The 18,124-nt window shown below is 72.1% G+C and carries 14 protein-coding genes; 5 read left to right on the top strand and 9 right to left on the bottom strand.

Going from position 1 to position 18,124, the window contains the following annotated elements; all coding sequences use genetic code 11:
- Window positions 1-43 precede the first annotated feature (43 nt).
- The 3 genes from O0S08_RS06315 to O0S08_RS06305 form a co-directional block, all read right to left on the bottom strand.
- The gene (locus tag O0S08_RS06315) at window positions 44-211 is read right to left on the bottom strand and encodes a hypothetical protein (RefSeq protein ID WP_269038103.1); all 168 of its coding nucleotides are present in this window, start codon (window positions 209-211) and stop codon (window positions 44-46) included.
- Window positions 212-317: 106 nt separating this feature from the next.
- Window positions 318-500 carry a hypothetical protein gene (locus tag O0S08_RS06310; RefSeq protein WP_269038102.1) on the bottom strand — a complete coding sequence of 61 codons (183 nt, stop codon included), beginning with the start codon at window positions 498-500 and terminating at the stop codon, window positions 318-320.
- Between the two features lie 76 nt (window positions 501-576).
- Window positions 577-744, bottom strand: a complete 168-nt coding sequence (locus tag O0S08_RS06305; protein WP_269038101.1) for a hypothetical protein — start codon at window positions 742-744, stop codon at window positions 577-579.
- A gap of 1,139 nt (window positions 745-1,883) precedes the next feature.
- Between O0S08_RS06305 and O0S08_RS06300 the strand changes: the two genes are divergently transcribed.
- Window positions 1,884-2,678 (top strand): helix-turn-helix transcriptional regulator, encoded by a 795-nt coding sequence (locus tag O0S08_RS06300; protein WP_269038100.1) that lies wholly within the window; start codon window positions 1,884-1,886, stop codon window positions 2,676-2,678.
- A gap of 273 nt (window positions 2,679-2,951) precedes the next feature.
- On the opposite strand, the gene O0S08_RS06295 is transcribed toward O0S08_RS06300, so the two are convergent.
- Both O0S08_RS06295 and O0S08_RS06290 read right to left on the bottom strand, forming a co-directional pair.
- Window positions 2,952-7,397, bottom strand: coding sequence for a serine/threonine-protein kinase (locus tag O0S08_RS06295; RefSeq protein ID WP_269038099.1), 4,446 nt, complete (start codon window positions 7,395-7,397; stop codon window positions 2,952-2,954).
- A gap of 11 nt (window positions 7,398-7,408) precedes the next feature.
- Window positions 7,409-8,914 (bottom strand): sigma 54-interacting transcriptional regulator, encoded by a 1,506-nt coding sequence (locus tag O0S08_RS06290; RefSeq protein ID WP_269038098.1) that lies wholly within the window; start codon window positions 8,912-8,914, stop codon window positions 7,409-7,411.
- Between the two features lie 170 nt (window positions 8,915-9,084).
- On the opposite strand from O0S08_RS06290, the gene O0S08_RS06285 reads away from it, so the two are divergent.
- From O0S08_RS06285 to O0S08_RS06275, 3 genes are all read left to right on the top strand, one after another.
- Complete coding sequence (locus O0S08_RS06285) at window positions 9,085-10,446, top strand: aerolysin family beta-barrel pore-forming toxin (RefSeq protein WP_269038097.1); 1,362 nt, start codon at window positions 9,085-9,087, stop codon at window positions 10,444-10,446.
- Between the two features lie 67 nt (window positions 10,447-10,513).
- A complete protein-coding gene (locus O0S08_RS06280; RefSeq protein WP_269038096.1) occupies window positions 10,514-11,431 on the top strand; it encodes a helix-turn-helix transcriptional regulator in 918 nt (305 codons plus the stop codon).
- A complete protein-coding gene (locus tag O0S08_RS06275) occupies window positions 11,428-12,360 on the top strand; it encodes an aldo/keto reductase (protein ID WP_269038095.1) in 933 nt (310 codons plus the stop codon). Before O0S08_RS06280 ends, O0S08_RS06275 begins: the two co-directional genes overlap by 4 nt.
- Before the next feature lie 33 nt (window positions 12,361-12,393).
- Here O0S08_RS06275 and O0S08_RS06270 read toward each other — a convergent pair whose 3' ends face one another.
- The 4 genes from O0S08_RS06270 to O0S08_RS06255 form a co-directional block, all read right to left on the bottom strand.
- Complete coding sequence (locus tag O0S08_RS06270; protein WP_269038094.1) at window positions 12,394-14,103, bottom strand: sensor histidine kinase; 1,710 nt, start codon at window positions 14,101-14,103, stop codon at window positions 12,394-12,396.
- Window positions 14,104-14,417: 314 nt separating this feature from the next.
- The gene (locus O0S08_RS06265; RefSeq protein WP_269038093.1) at window positions 14,418-15,485 is read right to left on the bottom strand and encodes a hypothetical protein; all 1,068 of its coding nucleotides are present in this window, start codon (window positions 15,483-15,485) and stop codon (window positions 14,418-14,420) included.
- A 51-nt stretch (window positions 15,486-15,536) separates the two neighbouring features.
- Entirely contained in the window at window positions 15,537-15,923 is a 387-nt protein-coding gene (locus tag O0S08_RS06260) for a GIY-YIG nuclease family protein (protein ID WP_269038092.1), read from the bottom strand.
- Window positions 15,920-16,465, bottom strand: a complete 546-nt coding sequence (locus O0S08_RS06255) for a DUF2239 family protein (protein WP_269038091.1) — start codon at window positions 16,463-16,465, stop codon at window positions 15,920-15,922. Before O0S08_RS06255 ends, O0S08_RS06260 begins: the two co-directional genes overlap by 4 nt.
- 891 nt (window positions 16,466-17,356) lie before the next feature.
- Between O0S08_RS06255 and O0S08_RS06250 the strand changes: the two genes are divergently transcribed.
- A complete protein-coding gene (locus O0S08_RS06250; RefSeq protein ID WP_269038090.1) occupies window positions 17,357-18,109 on the top strand; it encodes a hypothetical protein in 753 nt (250 codons plus the stop codon).
- The last annotated feature ends 15 nt before the right edge of the window (window positions 18,110-18,124 follow it).

Raw genomic sequence — 18,124 nt, 5'->3', positions numbered from 1 at the left:
CTCCACCGGCGAGCGCCGGTGGAGGCCACTGTCACCTGTCGAGCTAGTAGTCGTCGTCCGAGACGCCGTCCGTGCTGCAGATCGATTTGGTGCTGGTGGTCTCCGGGGGCATCCCGCCCTGCACCTGGCACAGCTCGTCGGCGCCGAGCGTGTTGGCCTGGAACTTGGGGAGCTTCTTCTGGTTGTCCTGCTTCTTCATGGTCTTGTTCATGGCTATTCCATTTCTTTCCCGTCCGTACGGGAACTCGTCCAATGTTCGCCCCGCACCATCGGGGGCGAGGAGTCTAATCTAAGCCAAGGTGATCGTTCGCACCGATTCAGGCGACGCCGCCGCCGCCGTCACCGTCGTCGACGCCGTCGGCGTGGCACATGGACGTGGTGGCGCCGGTCTCCGGCGGCATCCCGCCCGTCACCTGGCACAGCTCGTCGGCGCCGAGCGTGTTGGCCTGGAACTTGGGGAGCTTCTTCTCGCTGTCGGTCTTCTTCATGGTCTTGTTCATGGTCTATCCATTCTTCCCGTTCGTACGAGAACTCGTCCACCGCTCGCCCCGCACCAATCGGGGGAGAGCATCGATGCTACATGGCACCATCGCAGGTACCGTCGACGTGGCACACGCTCTGCGTGTTCGCGGTCTCCGGCGGCATCCCCCCCTTGATCTGGCACAGCTCGTCGATACCGAGCGTATTGGCCTTGAACTTGGGGAGCTTCTTCTCGCTGTCCTTCTTCTTCGCGTTCTTGAGCATGTCTAATCCATTTCTTCTCGTTCATTAATACGAGAGCTCTTCCACCGCCCGCGGCCTTGATGAAGGCCGCCGCTACGAGGGGCGCGGCGGCCGGCCCACGGTGTGCCTCCGACCCGCCGCGGGCGCCGCGGGTTTCAAGCCCGTGGCGTCGCCCGAAAAATCATTCACCAGCACCTCGCCGCCGAGCCCGAGCCCGTCGCGCCGCCCCGTGGCGCGCGCGTCGGAGCTCGCAGCTCCGGGGCACGGCCTCGCCTCGGGGCATCGGCGCGACGAGATGTTGGCAGGAGAGCGCATGATAGCTTCGTAGACCCACGTTCGGGCGGATACGTCGGCTCCCGCAGGACCACTCGCCTGTCGGACCGTCGAGTGAGCGACGGGAGGGAGCCGAACGGATCACGATAAAGTGATCCGGCCCGCATTCTTGTAGCAGCGTGGCCCGATCTTGCCAACAGTCCCGCCGCGAAAAAATCTCATGAGTCGCGGTGAAGGACCCGCGCACACCGCTGATTTGCGTCCGTGCGACGGCGCTTTCGAGAAGACGCCAATCGACGCCCGCGAACGCCCGTATGCAGGGACTACTCCGGCCGCGTCCGCGCTATGCCCATTCATGACCGGCGGTCCTCCTTACATTCGCAGCGACGCCGATGACGGGCGGCGCGTGGGCGCGGGCCTCGGTCCCTCGCAGGTGTGACCACCCGCGCCGCCGAGTTCACCGCGCTCGCTCACTTGCCGCCGGTGAAACCCGCCGCAGGCCGACCTCCTGCGCGGCCTCGATCGCGCACAAGGCCGCGACGTGGCCGGGATTGCGGTGTGATCGCGCCGTCACGCGGGCGACCCACGACCTCGACTTCGTCGCCGCCGGGATGGTCGTGGCCGAGCGCCGACATCGGGGGTCCGAGTGCGCAGGCACGGACGCACCTGACCTGAGAGACAGGAGGGGCTCGGATGCCCGGGGTGGGGCTTTGGCGCGACACGGGTGATCGCGGCCACGAGGGATCTACCTCGGCGGCTTGCGCCCGCGGCGCTCCGTTGACAGCGCGATCGCCTGGCGTTAATCGGCAGGGTCGGGGCCCGGCGGCGACACCCGCGGCGGGCCGGCGAGACGTCGCATGCAGCCAGCGCAGCAGTTGTCCGCGTTCATGACGGCGCCCGTCGGTCTCTACGTCGCCGCGCGCACGTTCGTGTACTGGTGCGCCAGCGCGGAGCTCTACGGGTTCGCGCTGTGGGGCCGGCCCGACGTCGCCGACCTGCGGGCCCTCACGGCCATCCTCGACGTGGAGATCCGCCCGGACGTCGTCGCGCACGCGTCGCTGGTCGACCTGCGCCGGCTCGTCGGCGTCGACGAGGGCGCGTACGAGATCCTGGTCGCGTTCCTCGGCGCGCGTCAGTCCACCTACCAGGGCGTGGTCACCCGCCAGGCGCTGCTGCGACCGGCCGGGCTGCCCGGCGCCGTGGTGACCGGGTTCTATCAGGTGATGCAGCCGTCCTATCCGACGCAGGTGTACGAGCAGCCGGAGCCGGCCCTGTGCTGGCTGGGGCTCGCCGAGCCGGCCGCGCTCGTCGCGGAGCTCGACGCGATCGTGGCCGGGGCGATGGACGAGGGGATCGTCGCACGCTTGGGCCGCGTCCTCGTCCCGCCGTTCGCCGGCGTCACGCTGGAGAAGGCGGCCGGCGCCCTGGGGATGTCGCCGCGCTCGCTGCAGCGGCGCCTGCAGGAGGAGAACACGACCTTCCAGGACGAGTACAACGCCGCCCAGGTGCGCGCGGCCCAGGCTGCCCTGCGCGACACCGACATGAAGCTGACCGCGCTGGCGCTCGAGGTCGGCTGCGCGTCGCTGGCGAACTTCAGCGCGATGTTCCGCCGCGTCACCGGCGAGTCGCCGAGCGACTACCGCGCCCGCCACCGCACGAGCGAGCGGGACAAGCGGCGCTGACGGTCGTGATCTCGCAGGCGCCCGGCGAGGACCGATGAAAGGTCCTCGCCGCGGCTCGTGCATACACCATTGGTAATCGTACGACGGCCCTCGACGATCGCGCGGCTGCGCGTCGGGTCCGCGAGGGACACTGGCATGATCGATCGCACGACGCCCGCTCGCGGCCGATTCGTCGGTGCGCCCCTGATCGGCGCCGTCTCGGCATTCGCGTGAGAGGGACGCATCGTCCGCGCGACCTCGCGGGCGTGGACCTTCGCCGCATTGATGAGACAGCTACGGCCGGGCGTCGAGCAAGCGGCGCCAGCGCGGATCGTCCTGCAATCCTCGCAGCCGCGGGTCGATGCGCAGGCGCTCCTTCATCGACGCAGGCGCGCGCGTGCGGGCGAGCGCGCGGGCCACCGCAGCGAGCGCCTCCTCGGGGCGAGCGCGGGCGGCCGCGACCTCGGCGATGAGGACGTCGAGCTCGGCGAGCCGCTCGGAGCGAGCCTCGCCGTCGCTCTGGCGCAGCGCGGCCGCGGCGTCGAGGTCTGCCGCGGCCTGCTCGAGGTCGCCCGCGGCCTGCCACGCCGCGGCGCGCAGGGTCAGCAGCTCGACCTTGGTGTCGAGCTGGGCCGCGTCGGCGGTCGGCAAGCTCTCGACGTCGAGGGTCTGGCTCAGCCACACCTGCTGCAGCTCGGCGTCGAGGTGCATGCGCGCCGCCTCGGCCAGCGCCTCGCGCAGCAGCTCGGCGTGGCGCGGACCGAAGGCGCCGCGCATCAGCGGCACGAACCGCGTCGGCTGCCCGCGCAGCAGGTGCCGCAGGTGCTTGCGGATGACGGGCCGCTCGAGGTCGAGGGTCGCCAGCAGGGCGAGCGCGTCGTCGAGTCGGCCGAGCTCCGCGGCCGCAGTCGCCCGCCACAGCGGCGCGAGCTCCCCGTCGGCCGGCGAGGCCGCCGCGGCGCGCCACTGGCCCGTGACGAGCGCCCGCGCGAGCTCCTGCCCGGGCTCGGCCGGCGCCGCCGCAGCCGACAGCCGCGCGCCGACCAGCGAGACGCGCCGCAGCCTGGCCCGCAGCTGCTGCGCGCCGTGCTCCTCGACCCCGCTGGCGCGCAGCACGAGCAGGTGGGGGCCCGGGCGCAGCGCCTGCCGGAGCGGGAAGGTGCGCCGCTCCGCATGTTCGCCGCGCTCCTCGACGTCGATCATGCCCTGGTGCGGCAGCAAGCGCGCCTGCAACAAATGACGCGAGGGCGCGCTGGGGTCGTCGGTCGGCCTGCCGGCGATGTCGAGGCGCCGGGGCAGGCTCGGCGCGGTGAAGCTGCCGTGGCGACGCAGATAGCCGCCGCCGCCGCCCGCGGCCACGCCGAGCGACATGACCTCCTCGCCACCCGGCGTGCGCACTGCGACGGCCAGCTGCGCGGCCCACTCGGCGCGCTCGACGTCGACCTCGACCTCGAGGCCGAGCGGTCCGCCGGTGAGCTCGATCGGCAGCGTCATGAGATCGCCGGTGTCGGCGAAGGCGTCGATCGCCAGGCTGCCTCGTCCCCGATCGACGCGCACCGCCAGCGGCTCGTGCAGCTGCCACGACTGCGCCAGCGGCTGGTCGAAGCGCAGCTCGAGCACGTCACGGGGCTCGACCGCGGCGGCCAGGCGCTCGCCGGCGGCGCGGGCCTCGTCGCGTTGCGACGGCGTCGGCGCGTCGCTCGCCAGCACCGCCCGCGCGACCCGCAGGGCGCTGGCGAGATCGAGGGCCCGCTCGTAGCTGGCGATCGCCGCCAGGGCCGCGCCCACGTCGCCGTCCTGGGCCAGGACCGCGTGGCTGGCGGCCGCCCGCGCGTGGTCGCCGGCGGCCTCGTAGAGCGCGGCGGCCCGCTGCTGCGCCGCGCGGCCGTCCTCGTGCGACTGGACGAGCGCGCTGCGACGCGCGAGCGCCTCGGCGGCCGCGGCGTAGAGGCCGAAGCCGACCAGGTCCTCGGCGCGGGCCCACGCGCGCGCCAGCGACGGGTCCGAGACCGTCGGCGGCGTCACGTTCACGCGCGGCGGCAGGACCGACGCGAGCGGCTCGCCGCCGGCGCCGAGGATCGCCAGCGCCTCGCCGTCGCCGCGCGGGGTCGTCACCAGCAGCTCGTCCGCGGGGTCGTCGTCGAAGTTGCCGACGGCGTGGGGGACGACGTGCTCGAGCGACGCCGACACGAAGCTGCCGTCCTCGCGCTGGCGCCACAACAACGTCGCCATGGCGCTCCGCGACGGCGCCCGGTAGCGGAGGATCAGGTCGTCGCGGCCGTCGCCGTCGAAGTCGCCGCGCTCCATCGTGCGCACGCGGCCGACCTCCTGCGCGCCGTCGGGCGCCGGAAACGGGGCGAAGAACACGGTCGTCAGCGCCTCGCCGTCGCGCCGCACGACGTACAGGCCGGGCGGCTCCCCGTGCGGCGTGTCCGGCGAGAACGCGCCCTTGCTGGCGGCCTCGTTGTCCTTGGCGATCGCCAGCAGGGTGCCGCCGTCGACCCCGCGCAGGCTCGTCAGCGCCCGCACGTGACCGATCCGCCGCCGCGCCCCGAGCTCGAGCGCGCCGTCCGGCCCCGCCTGCAGGACGCGCACGTCGTAGGCGCGCCACGGGCCGACGGCGACCGCCAGCTCGTCGCGGCCGTCGCCGTCGAAGTCGCCGGTCGCCAGCGCGTTGATGTCGCTGCCGAGCTCGTCGGTCGGCGGGTGGGCCGGGCTGCGCTGCCAGGTCCCGCTCGCGTCCGGCGTCAGGCGATACAGTCGCCGCGTGTAGGGCCCGGTGCCGACGTAGAACTCGCGCAGGCCGTCGCCGTCGAGGTCGGCCGCGGCCGCCGCCTGCAGCTGGTCGTAAGGCCAGGTGTGCACAATGTGCGGCGGCCCCGGACCGAGCGCGTACAGCACCGCATCGCCGTCGACGCGGCCGAGTAAATGCGAGGAGCCGTCGGCGCTGCGGTGGAGCGCGCCGAGCTCGGCGCCGACGCGGCCGATCGCGTCGTCGCCGGTGAGCTCGAGCACCGGCGAGAGCGCGCGGTCCATGCGGCGCAGGCTCACCGGCCCGCGCTGGCCGTCGCGGGGGAACACGGCCAGCTCGCGCCGTCCGTCGCCCTCGAGGTCGACCACGACGACGTGCTCGCCGCGGACCTCGGGGAAGCTCGCCGCGTTGAGGGCGCGCAGCACCGGCGCGACGTCCTCGCGCTCGCGCCCGGCGAGACCGCCGTCGACCTCCGCGAGGAAGCCGCTCACGTCGCGCAGGCCCAGCGCAGCGTCGGCGCGCAGCCCCGACCAGGTCGGCGTGTGCACGGCCTGCGGCGAGCGCTGGCCGGCGGTGCGGGCCAGGGTCGCCAGCTCGGCGAAGCGCCACTGCAGGCCGAACAGCCGGGCGATGCGCAGGAAGATCGCCGCCTCGCGCGGGTCCTTCGCCGGCAGGCCGGTGTACGCCTCGACCAGCGCGGCCAGGCCGGCCTCGTGATCGCGGGCCTCGTCCATGCGGTCGGCCCACAGCAGCCAGGCGTCGAGCGCCGCCCGCGACGCGCGGTGCTCGGGCTCCGCGACGAAGGCCCGCAGCGCCTCCTCGGCCTCGCCCCGGCGGCCGCGCGCGAGCAGGCGATCGACGCCGCCGATCACGACCTGCAGGCGCTCCGCCGCCGCCTGTTCGGCCTGCTCGCGCGCCCGGCCGAGCTGCCACTCGCGCGCGGCGAACACCAGCGCGGCCCCGCCGACGACCAGGAGCGCGGCGTAGAGCGCCCGCCAGCCCCGACGCGCGCGCGCCTGGCCCTGCTCGGGCGTGAGCGCCGAGAGCAGCGCCGAGAGCGACGGCCAGCGATCGGCGGGCCGGGCCGCGAGGCCTCGCTGCATCGCGCGGTCGAGCCAGCCCGGCAGCCGCGACGGCTCGCTCGGTCGCCGCAATTCGCCGGCGCGGATCGCCGCGACCAGATCGTCGGGCGTCTCGCCGGCGAATGGTCGCAGCCCGTGCAGCGCCTCGTGGAGCGCGACGCAGAAGCTGAACTGATCGCTGTGCGGGCCGACCCCCTCGTTGCCGTGCTGCTCGGGGGCCATGTACGCCGGCGTGCCGATGCGGGCGCCGCGTCCGACCACGGTGGCCATCGTCCGGCTCGCGCCGCCCTCGATCCGCGCGGCCTCGTCGGGCTCGCGGTGGCGGGCCACGCCGAAGTCGGCGACGCGCACGCGACCGTCGTCGCCGACCAGCAGGTTGTCGGGCTTCACGTCGCGGTGCACGAGGCCGACCGCGTGCGCCGCCATCAGGCCGCGGCCGGCCTGCACGAACACCTCGACGATCGTCTGCCACCCGCGCGGGGCCTCCTCGAGCCAGCGCCTGAGCGTGCGCCCGGCGACGAACTCCATGGCCACGAACACCTGCCCGGCGTGCACGCCGACGTCGTGGATGGCGACGATGTTGGGGTGCGAGAGCTTCGCCAGCGCCCGGGCCTCGCGCAGCAGCAGCGCCTGGCTGCGGCGCGCGCCGGCCTCGCTCTCCTCCGCGTACATCAGCTTGATCGCGACCTTGCGGTCGAGCTCCGGGTCGTAGGCGGCGTAGACGACGCCCATCCCGCCGGCCCCGAGGCGGCCGAGGATCACGTAGCGGCCGATCCGCGACGGCACGTCCTCGAGGCCGCGCGCCCGGCCGCGGTTCACTGTCACAATCGAGTCGGACCCGGGCACCAGGGTCACCTGCGACCCGTCGGTTGGAGCGTCGTCCTGCAACGCGCGCTCGTCTACCACGGATCGACGGGCTATCGCGCGCGACCGAGGCGCCGCTGGATGCCGCGCAGCGACACGCCGAGCGCGCGCGCCATCATCGTCACATTACCGCCCGACGCCTCGTGCGCGGCCGCAAGCTCCTCGTCCGAGAGCGCTCCTGCGAGCGGGATCCCCAGCTCGCGCATGCGGGCGTAGAGCGTGTTGGGCGCGACCTGCAGCGCGCGCGCAGCCCCCCGCACCGAGTGCTGGTGAGCCGCGAGCGTCGCGCGGATCGCCGACTCCGTCAGCGCTCGCGCGGGCTCCTCCGCCGCCGCGTTTGCGACCGCCGACGTCGACCGCGACGCCGACGCGGGCGCGGGCGGTGAGCTGGTAGCGAGCACGATCTTCGGCTGGTTCGCGCCGAGCAGCGCGGCCTGGCTGGCGACCGCCCGCAGCTCGCGGGAGTTGCCGGGCCAGCGAGCGTTCAGCGCGGCCTCGACGGCCTCCAGATCGAGCCACGGGCTGTCGGTCCACGAGCGCAGGCGCAGGTGTTCGCGCCGGCCGAGCCCGTCGAGCGCGCGGTCGAGGAAGTGGACCAGCTGCACCGCGATGTCGGCCGGTCGATCGCGCAGCGGCAGCAGCTTCAGCGTCTGGCCGCACAGGCGGAACAGCAGCGCCTTGCGGAAGCGCCCGGCCGCGACCGCGTCATCGAGGTCGGCGTCGGTGGCGGTGATCAGCCGGACATCGACGGCGCGGACGCGGCCGCCGACCGGCTGGATCTCGCGCTGCTCGAGCGCCCGCAGGAGCTGCACTTGCAGGCCGATCGACGCGTCCCCGATCTCGTCGAGGAACAACGTGCCGCCGTCGGCCTGGAGGAAGTAGCCGTCGTGGGCCCGGGCCGCGTCGGTGAAGGCGCCGCGCGCGTGGCCGAACAGCTGGCTCGCCGCGGTGCTGTCGGGGATCGCCGACAGGTTGACCGCGACGAGCGGCTGTTGACGTCGCCGCCCGAGCGCGTGGATCGCCTGGGCCGCCAGCTCCTTGCCGGTCCCCGTCTCGCCGCTCAGCAGCACCGGCAGCTCGCTGCCCGCGGTCGCCTCGATCTGCTCGCGCAGGCGCGCGGTCGCGGCGCTCACCCCGACCAGCCCGTGCTGCTCGCGCGGCGGCGCCGCGCGCAGGCCGAGCTCGATCAGCAGACCGACCCGCCGCCGCAAGCCGACGTACCACGCGCGCCCCTGCGCGCCGTGCAGCGGGCGGATCTCGCTCGGCGCGTGGGCCGGATCGGTCCAGACCGGCATCTCACCTGCCTTGAAGGACAGGTAGATGGGCGAACGACTGAGGTGAGGGTCCTCGAGCGGGCGCCCGGGCTGACCCGCGGCGGCGAACAGGGGCTCGCGGCGCGACAGCGGCACGCGCTGGCGGGCGTCGAATTCGACCGCCGCGGTCTCGCCGACCCGGCCCGGGTCGGGGTGACCCACAATCGTCATCGTCACCCCCGCGACGTCCTGTGCACAATCGTCCCCCGGCGCGTGGGCCGGGGTCAATGTGGCGATGCTATCCACGGGCGGCGAGCCTACGGCATCGCCCCGGTCCGTTCAAGCGCCGGCCGGTGAACGTTCAGTGAACGTCCGAGGCCACAAACGCGCGCCGCCGGGGCGCAGGAAGCCGAGGCGTCGCCGCGTCGCGCCGTGGCACGTCGCTTGCTGAACGGCGCCGCGGAGCAGAGCTACGAATGCCGAACAACACTCAGTACGATTTCATCATCGCCAAGGTGCGCGGACCGAACAATGAGGTCATGGCCCTCAGCGTGGACGTCGTCCACAACGACGTGGTCCTGGCGGTGCATGATTATCGTGACACCAAGCAGATGTGGGAGAAGCGGCTGCGCAACGCCAACGACGAGAAGATCTTCGGCCTGGTCAACCGCTCGACCGGCAAGTGCATCGCCCGCGCGTCGGCCGACAACGGCGCCGCGCTGCGCCTGGTCAACGCCGGCTCGCTCGGCACCGACGACCTCGCGGCCTGGCAGCACGACAACGTCCAGGGCACCTACAACGCGCTGGCCTCGGTGCAGGACTGGGAGCAGAAGGTCAACGCCGCCGGCAACGGCCCCTACCCGGCCGGCTCGCGGGTCATCTCGTGGGGCTGGGACGGCGGCGACGACAACGAGCTGTGGCGATTCCTCTCCGCCAACTCGAGCAACGTCCTCAAGCGCATCGACTTCGACCTGAACGCCGGCACCATCGCCGACCTGGACCCGAGCATCGTCACCCAGCAGCTCATCAACAACGACTCGGACGTCGACCAGTCGCAGACCCTCACCTACGAGACGAAGGAGTCGAAGACCGAGACCTACGAGGCCTCGGCCGCGCTCGAGCTGAGCGTGGTGCACACGGTCGAGGTCGGCGCCCCGGTGGGCTTCAAGACGTCGCTCCAGCTCGGCGCCAAGGTCACGACCTCGATCACCTTCGGCCAGAGCAGCACCAAGGAGCAGACCGTCTCGCTCACGACCCCGGTGGTGGTCCCGAAGCGCACGTCGGTGACGGTCAAGGTCCTGGTGCGGCGCGGCCGGATCGACATGCCGTTCACCGCGACCTACGAGTGCACCTACCCGGACGGCACCGTCGTCGAGGTCAAGAAGACCGGCATGTACCACCAGGTGTCCGCCTACGACGTGCACACCAACATCGAGACGCCGCTCCCCGTCAAGCCGTCCGTCCACGTCGGCTCCACCCTCGAGATCACGAACTCCACCCACCTCAAGCAGCTCGGGATCCGTCCCGACATGTCGATCTACGTGCACCCCAACCGGGACGTCTGGGAGCGCTGGAAGGTCGAGGACGCGGGCAAGGGCCAGGTCTACCTGCGCAGCGCGGCGCACGGCACCTTCCTCGGCTCGCGCCAGGACGGCTCGGTCTACGGGACGGTCAACCGCGACCTCTGGGAGCGCTGGTACATCCTCCCCGTCGCCCCGGACCTGGTGCTGATCCGCTCGGCGCAGTGGGGGCTGCACCTCGGCGCGCGGCCCGACGACAGCATCTACACGCACCTCAACACCTACGAATGGGAGCGCTGGCGCCTGCGCAGCGTCTGATCGCCACGAGGACGCGGCCGCCAAGATCGCCCAAGTCGAGGCGGCCGCGATCGGCTACGATCGCCCCATGGGACATGGCTCTGCCGGGGCTCTCGAGGGGACGGCGCGGCGGCGCTCGCGGGACGACGGGCCGTGCGTCGAGCACTGGCGACCCGAGGGCATGGAGGGGCTGCGGATGTTCCGCGTCGAGGACTCGTCGCGGCTGCTGTCCTCGTACTCGGAGCTCTACGGGGTCGTGGTGGTCCTGCGGGGCGCGGTCGAGGGCTGGTACCGCGGGGCAGTGCGCACGCTCGCGGCGGGCGGCCTCCGGCTCAAGGAGCCGGGCGACGTGCACCGCGACCTGCGCGTGCACTCCCCGATCACCCTGCAGGGCGCCGGGTTCACCGCGGACATGGTGGACGAGGCCGCGCGCACTCTCGGGGTCCCCCGGCCGGTGCACTTCGTCGACGTCGCGCCAGGGCGCGCGCCCCGGGCCGCGGCGCTGGCCACGGCCATGCACGCGGCGCTCGCCAGCCGCGGGCCGGTCACGCGCGAGCTCGAGGCGCTGGTGATCGAGACGCTCACGGAGCTGCTGGCCACCTGCACCGAGCGCGGCGAGGTGCGCGTTCACGAGCGGGCCCCGCGGGCGGTCCGCCTGGCCCGCGACTACCTGCGCGCGCACCTCTGCGGGCCCGTCAGCCTCGACGCCCTCGCCGCCCACGCGGGCGCCGACAAGTTCCACCTCATCCGGGCCTTCCGCGCCGAGCTGGGCATCCCGCCCTACGAGTACCTGACGCACCTTCGCGTGGCGCGGGCGGCCGAGCTGCTGTCGGCGGGCATGACGGGCGCCGAGGTCGCGCACGCCGTCGGCCTCTTCGACGAGAGCCAGCTCCACCGCCATTTCCGCCGGATCTTCGGGGTGACGCCCGGCAAGTTCGCGCGCTCGATGCAGCGCCAACATCGCCCAAGTCGCCTTCGCATGTCGGGGCTAGCTTGCGGGGCATGAGCGACGACCTCACGCAGAACAGCCGCGACTTCGCCAGCTTGCCCGCCACGATCCGCCTCGGCGATCTCGAAGTCACTCGCCTCGGCTACGGCGCCATGCGCTTGCCGGGCAAGGACGTCTGGGGCGAGCCCGACGATCCCGCCCGCGCCCGCGCGGTGCTGCGGCGGGCGCTCGAGCTGGGCATCAACTTCATCGACACCGCCTGGTTCTACGGCCCGCACGTGGCGAACCGGCTCATCGCCGAGGCGCTGCATCCGTACCCGAAGGACCTCGTGATCGCCACGAAGCTCGGCGGCAGGCGCACGCCGGACAAGGGCTGGGTCGCGTTCGCCCGGCCCGAGGAGCTGCGCCAGGGCTGCGAGGAGGACCTGCGCACGCTGCGGCTGGAGCGCTGCGACGTGACTCATTTCCGCTACATGCCCGGCGCGGGCGTGCCGTTCCGCGAGTCGCTCGACGCGATGATCGAGCTGCAGAAGGAGGGCAAGATCCGCCACCTCGCGCTCAGCAACGTCGGCACCGCGGAGCTCTTTGATGCGCTCGCGCGGACGCCGATCGTGGCGGTGCAGAACCTCTACAACATGACGGGCGGGCTCGGTGCGCTGGCCCACGCGACGCACGCGGCGGTGGAGTCGCCGGACGCGGTGCTCGCCGCCTGCGAGGCGCGCGGCATCGCGTACCTGCCGTTCTTCCCGCTGGCGACCGGCGACCTCGGCAAGGCCCATCCTGCCCTCGACGGGGTGGCCGCGAGGCACGGCGCGACGCCGGCGCAGCTCGCCCTCGCGTGGCTGCTCGCGCGCTCGCCGGTGATGCTGCCGATCCCCGGGACCGGCTCGCTCGCCCACCTCGAGGAGAACTGGGCGGCGCGCACGATCGCGTTGACGCAGGACGAGGTGGAGGCGCTGGCCCGCGAGGCGCGGGCGCTCGCCTGAGCGGCGCGTCCGCGATGCGCGGAGCCATCGGGCTCACGCTCCGAGCGGGAGCTCGACGGTGAAGGTCGAACCTCGACCCGGCGCGCTGGCGACCTCGAGCCGACCGCCGTGCGCCTCGACGATCGCGCGCGCGATGAACAGACTGAGCCCCAGGCCGCCGTAATGGCGCGCCGGGACGGCCCGGCCGAAGCGCTCGAAGATCCGGTCCCGGGCCTCGGGCGAGATGCCGATCCCCTGGTCGGTCAATGTCAACAGCGCAGTGTCGTCGGTCCGTCCGACGCGGATCTCGATCGGCCTGCCCTCGCCGAATTTCACGGCGTTCGACAGCAAGCCCGTCACGATCTGCTCGAGCCGCGCGCCGTCCCACGAGCCGACGACCGGCTCCTCGACGTGCAGCGTCCATGTGCAGCCCGAGCGCGCGAGGTCCTCCGCGAGCTTGCCCGTCACGGCCTCAACGAGCACGCCGAGGTCGACCCGACGTCGATGCAGCTCGAGCCGGCCGGCGCGGACGCGGCCGAGGTCGAGCAGCAGCTCGACCAGGCCGCCCATCCGCCGGGACTGACGCGCGCAGACCTCCAGCGCGCGCTTCACCGGCGGCGACCCGTCGGGGCGGAGCTGGCGGGTGAGCCGCTCGAGCGCCAGCTGCAGGCTCGTCAGCGGCGTCCTGAGCTCGTGCGAGGCGACCAGCAGGAACTCGTCGCGCAGCCTGACCGCCTCCTCGGCGGCCGCCCGCGACCGCCGCTCGTCGAGCAGCGCCCGGTCGCGCTCACGTTCCGCGCAGACGCGCGTGGTGATGTCGGTGGAGATCAGGCAGATCGCGCAGGTCCGGCCCGCCGGGTCCGCGACCGGGAACTTGAGCGAGAGGTACGTGTGCAGCCCGTCGTCGAGCTCCAGGTCCTCCTCGAACTCGAGCGGCCGGTTCTCTCGCAGGACCCTGAGGTCGCTGGCCCGGAACACGTCGGCCTCCTCGCGCGAGAAATAGTCGTAGTCCGTCTTGCCGCACATGCTCTCGGCCTCGAGGTGCAGGAGCTCGGCGTACCGGCGATTGACGAGCAAGAAGCGCCCGTCCAGATCTTTCAAGCAGATCACCGCGGTGGTGTTGTCGACGATCTGCTGCAGGCGCGCGCGGCTCTCCGCGAGGAAGGCCTCGGCGCGGCGGCGCTCGACGTTCTCGTGCTCGAGGCGCGTGAACAGCCGGACGTTCTCGAGCGCGATCGCCCCCTGGGCCGCGATCAGCTCGAGCACCGTCAGCCGCTCGATGGTGAAGGCCCCGGCGACGCGCTCGCTCTCGAGGTACAGCATCGCACACACCTCGGCCTGGCGCCGGATCGGCAGGCACAGCAGCGACCGGGGGCGGCGGGCGCCGAAGTACGCGTCGTGGGCGTACGAGCCGCCCAGGCCGACGTCGTCGAGCATCACCAGCTCCCGAGTGCGCTCGACGAATTGCACGACCGACGTCGGCGCCAGCCCCGAGCTCGCCAGCGGGAGCGAGGAGAACAGCTCGGTCCGCACGCCCCGTTCGTCGACCCTCGCGTCCGCCGCGACCACGAGCTCGCCTCGCTCGACGCAGATCAGGCAGCCGCGGTCCGCCCCGCCCTGCTCGAGGCCGACCTCGAGCAAGCGCCGCGCGAGGCGGTCCCAGGTGACTTCTCTGGAAATCGCCTGCGACGCCTTGACCACCGCGATCAGCGCCACCGGCACCGCGAGCGCCTGAGAAGCGACCGTGTACGCCGGCTCGCCCACGCCGAAAGATATAGCGCAGCAGCCCGCGAGCGGCGCGGCGAGACCGCCGAGGATGATGCACGAGCGCCCCCGGCACGGCCTGTCCGCCGCACGCTCGCCGAGACCGAGCCCGGACGCGAGCCGCTGTCGCCGCCGCCCGTCGAGCGCAGCGGGCGAGCGGTCCGCTGGACTCTATCCATTGCAATCGCGTCCCCCCACGGCGCAGGCCGGCGTGATCGCCTCGCATACCAGGATGGATGGCCAGCCTTGCCCCGAGGTTGACCCTCACCTCGTCCCGGCCTGGAGAATGACGCGGAGCGAGCCCACGGCGCACATCACTGGTCGCGGACAGGTCGCCGGCGCCGCGCGAATCCCACCACCAGCGCACCGAATACGATGAGCATGGGCGCGTCCTGTACGTTCGCTACGACGCAACCATTCTTCTGCAGCGGCGGCGGCTCGGACGATTTGGAAACCCCGGGCGCGGGAGCGGGTGGCCGCGCCGGCGTGTTCGGGGGTCCGCTCCCGGGCTGCTCCGGTCGACCACAGCCGAGCTCGACCTCTGCGGCCGCGTTCGCGGCGTGTCGTCCGTCCGGTGACCGTATTTCGACCCGCACACGATGTCGCCCGGCCGCGACGCCGCGGCCGAGCCCGCGAGCCCCGCTGCGCGGATCGGCCGGACATTCGCTGAAGATCCGGTCGGTCCCAGGCTGCCTCGTCCATGTGCGACCGGGCTCGTTCACTGCGCAGTCGCCCTCCGTGTGCTGCCATTCGCGGTCGTCGACGAGGGTCCTGTAGAGCAGATAATCACGGAACGGCTCTGCCTCGGGCGGCAGGTCGACCGAGAACGCGAGCGTGTCGGCCTGGATCGCGCTGCTGCACGCTCCGGCGTCCGCCCACTGGCTCTGCACGGGGCGCTCGATGTGCTCGGTCGTCCGCAGGGTCGGATCCGTCAGCACGAGGCCCGTCGCCGTGACGGTGACCCTCGCGGTGATCTCGGCCGGCGCGATCGAGCTCCCGAACTCGCGCTCGAGCTCGGGACGCCGCTCTTTCATCGTACGCCAGCGATCTTCCCGCACCGTCACCGTGTACACGTCACCGGGCCTGAGCCCGGTCCGCGGCACGATCAGCACGATCTCGCCCTCGCGGACGAGCTCGTGCTCCACCACGACGCGCCGGCCGCCGGCCTCCCGCGTCAGCCGAACTTGATCGGGAGCCATGTTCGGCGTCCCGGACCACGGGATCCCGGTCGCGTCCGCGGGCAACGTCCCGCCTGTCCCAAGATACAGGCGACCCGGACCGATCTGTCGCCTCAGGCACGAGCACGCCTGCGCGCGCCCGACCTCGACCAGCGAGAGCCCCAGGGCGAGCGCCGCGAGGGAGAGCCAGCGCGTGAGCGGCATGCCGCGCCAGCGTACCAGATCGCCCGATGCCACGACCGTCGATCGCGCCGCTCAAGCGTCGCGGATTCGCGGGTGGAGGTTGTAGCCGCGCTCACCGAAGGGCGAGGTCTGCTCGATCCACACCTGCTCCAACAGCCACAGCTCGTCCTCCTGCGGGCCTGCCTCCTCGTCCTGCGGCGTCACCACGTCGGCGATCGTGAACTCGAAGGCGTCGGGGCCGAGACGCTGCCAGTCCGCTTGCAGCGCGCGATTCGGGTGGCCGCCGATCGAGAGCATGAAGCGGTGGCGGTTCAGCGGGCCCTGCAGATTCATGCTGCTGCCGAGCAGCAGCTTGCCGCTGACGGTGTTGCGAATGAGGTAGATCCCGGCGCGCCGCGGCTGCTCGCGGTATTCTCGCTTCTGCTCGGCGCGGGACCGGGCCGGCGTGGAAGTCGTCATGATTCGTCTCCTGGGGGAAATGCGCGTTCGACCATGCGCGCGAGGTGATCGCGGATGTCCGCCGGCCAGCGGCGGATCTGCTGCGCGAAGCGCTTCGCGTCGCGCGCGAACAGGGCCCGCGCGGCCTCTTCGTAATGGGGCAGGTCCCCGGCGAGCGCCGTCATCACCCGGTGCGCGGCCTCCCGCGCCAGACGGCTCCGCTCTTCGTCCGGGTCGCGCCGGATCGCCTCCTCGACGAGCCGGCGCAACGCCGCCGAGATCCCGCTCGGCTGCTGCTCGAGCCATTCCCAGTGACGCGGGAGCAACGAGACCTCGCGCGAGACGACGCCCAGCTTCGGCCGGCCGGGACCGGCGCGCACCGGCGGCTCCTCGGCGGCCAGCCGCGGGTCGAGCTCGACCTGCTGCCCGCTGGCGTCGTCGAAGACGAGGACGGGACCGCCGCCCGCGCCGACCTCGCGGAGGCGCAGCAACACCTCCCGCGCGCTCCCCGAGGCGAGCCGGCGGGCGCCGGCAAAGGCGGTGTAGGTGCGCTCCGGGTCCATGCGGAGATAATACCCGGGGAATATTCCCGGTCAATACTCCCCGGGTAAAATTATCCGGCGCGACGAGCGCAACGGTGCCGTGTCGGCTTCGACCTGTGTCGTGGAGACGCTCGAGTCTCGGACAAAGCCGCTCGCCTTTTCGCTGACCACTGGCATACAGATCCGCACGAGAGAACGCGTAACAGAACTCGTGGAACAAGTTCTGACCCATTCATGCCGAAAACCCCTCCGCTGCCAATGCCGCGAATCTCCACACGGAGGGCTTTTGCGAGATGGACGACTTGCCCCTGGTTGCCTCTGGTTGCCGCAAATCTGCCCCAAACCCGGACGAGTTCGGGTAATCGTCTGGGCCGGCGGTCCCTACTGTCGTCGCTCGCGTTCGCGGCGGGCGGCTGAGAAACTACATCCCCGGAGCAGGCGGCGAGGGCGAGGAAGTTCGGCAGGTGGCGCCGGACGGCCGCGGGATGTAGACGCTTGGTCTCGCACACGCGGGCATGGCGCCCGCCCCTGCACCCGCGACCCAATCAAGTCGGCGAGATCGCGGCCGAACCCGCGCGCCGCGGGCGGGGTGGGTGATTTGTTTTTGGGACGACCGCGACGGGGCCGCTGCGGCCCGCGCCACACAGCTGCCGGATCGATCCCGCGCCGCCGCAGAGTCGGCGTTGGCTACCTGCGCCGCAACTTCCAGCCGCGACCGTAACGGACCGGATCCGGCGGTTTGACTCGTGTGCTGGGGCGGGTCAGACTTTTCCCATGAGAGACCGGAAGCCAGGCTTTGCAGCCGCGGTGGCTTGCCTGCTCATAACGGGTTGCATACTTCGCGGAGAAGCTTCACTGAACCAGAATCCCCTGACTCGGTGGGCCGCCGATACCCTCGGTGACGACGCCAAGGTGCTCTTCCGCCAGGACCACGCGGAGGTCAAGATCGCCGACTCTTGGCAAAAGAGAGCGCTCGGCCCCGGTTTCGACGCGTCTCACGAGGCCTGTGAAGGGTTCGACGCCGGCGAGATCCCGAACGAACTGGGGAAAGTACACGATACGCTGCATGTACGGCGCGAGGACTCGGGCAGGCCCGGATCGGACTGGATCGAGGTCTCCACTCTGGCGGACGGACTCGAGGTCGCGCTGCTGGCCAACTCCGTGGGGGCGAATCTCAAGGTCCAGCCTCCAGCCGACCTGCCACTCGAGGTGGGGATGAAGTTTCGCTCGGACGTGACCAAGCTGTCGCTCGCCCGGGTAGCGAGACGGCTGGACCTCAGCTCGCAGGCCCGCAAGTGCATCGAGGCCACGCTTTGTCGCCCGCTGAACGATGAAAGGGTCCCCGCTACGGTGCGGTACGTGGAACGATTGTATTACGGTAACCTCGTCCGGCTGGATTTCGGCGAACAGGTGTTCACGCTCAAGAACAAGGGGACGATCGAGGGTGCGACAGCCACCTTCTCCGTGAAGGCGACGCGGGTTCGCCTCAACGGGACGATCCTGGGGCGGATCGATTCGAGCCGGGCAAAGCCCTTCGACCTCCCGCAAATGGTCGACTTGCTGGCCGACAGGAACATCCTGACGATCCAGAACGAGATCGCAGCTCGTTCGGTGAACCACGAGATCGTCGGATATCGGTTCGCGGAGGTCGATTGTCGCGACTGAGCGCGGCTGTTCGGC

Source organism: Nannocystis punicea, from assembly GCF_026965555.1.
Classification (GTDB): Bacteria; Myxococcota_A; Polyangia; order Nannocystales; family Nannocystaceae; genus Nannocystis; species Nannocystis punicea.
Note: the sequence above shows the minus strand (reverse complement) of the source record. Positions and strands in the feature narration are given on the sequence as shown.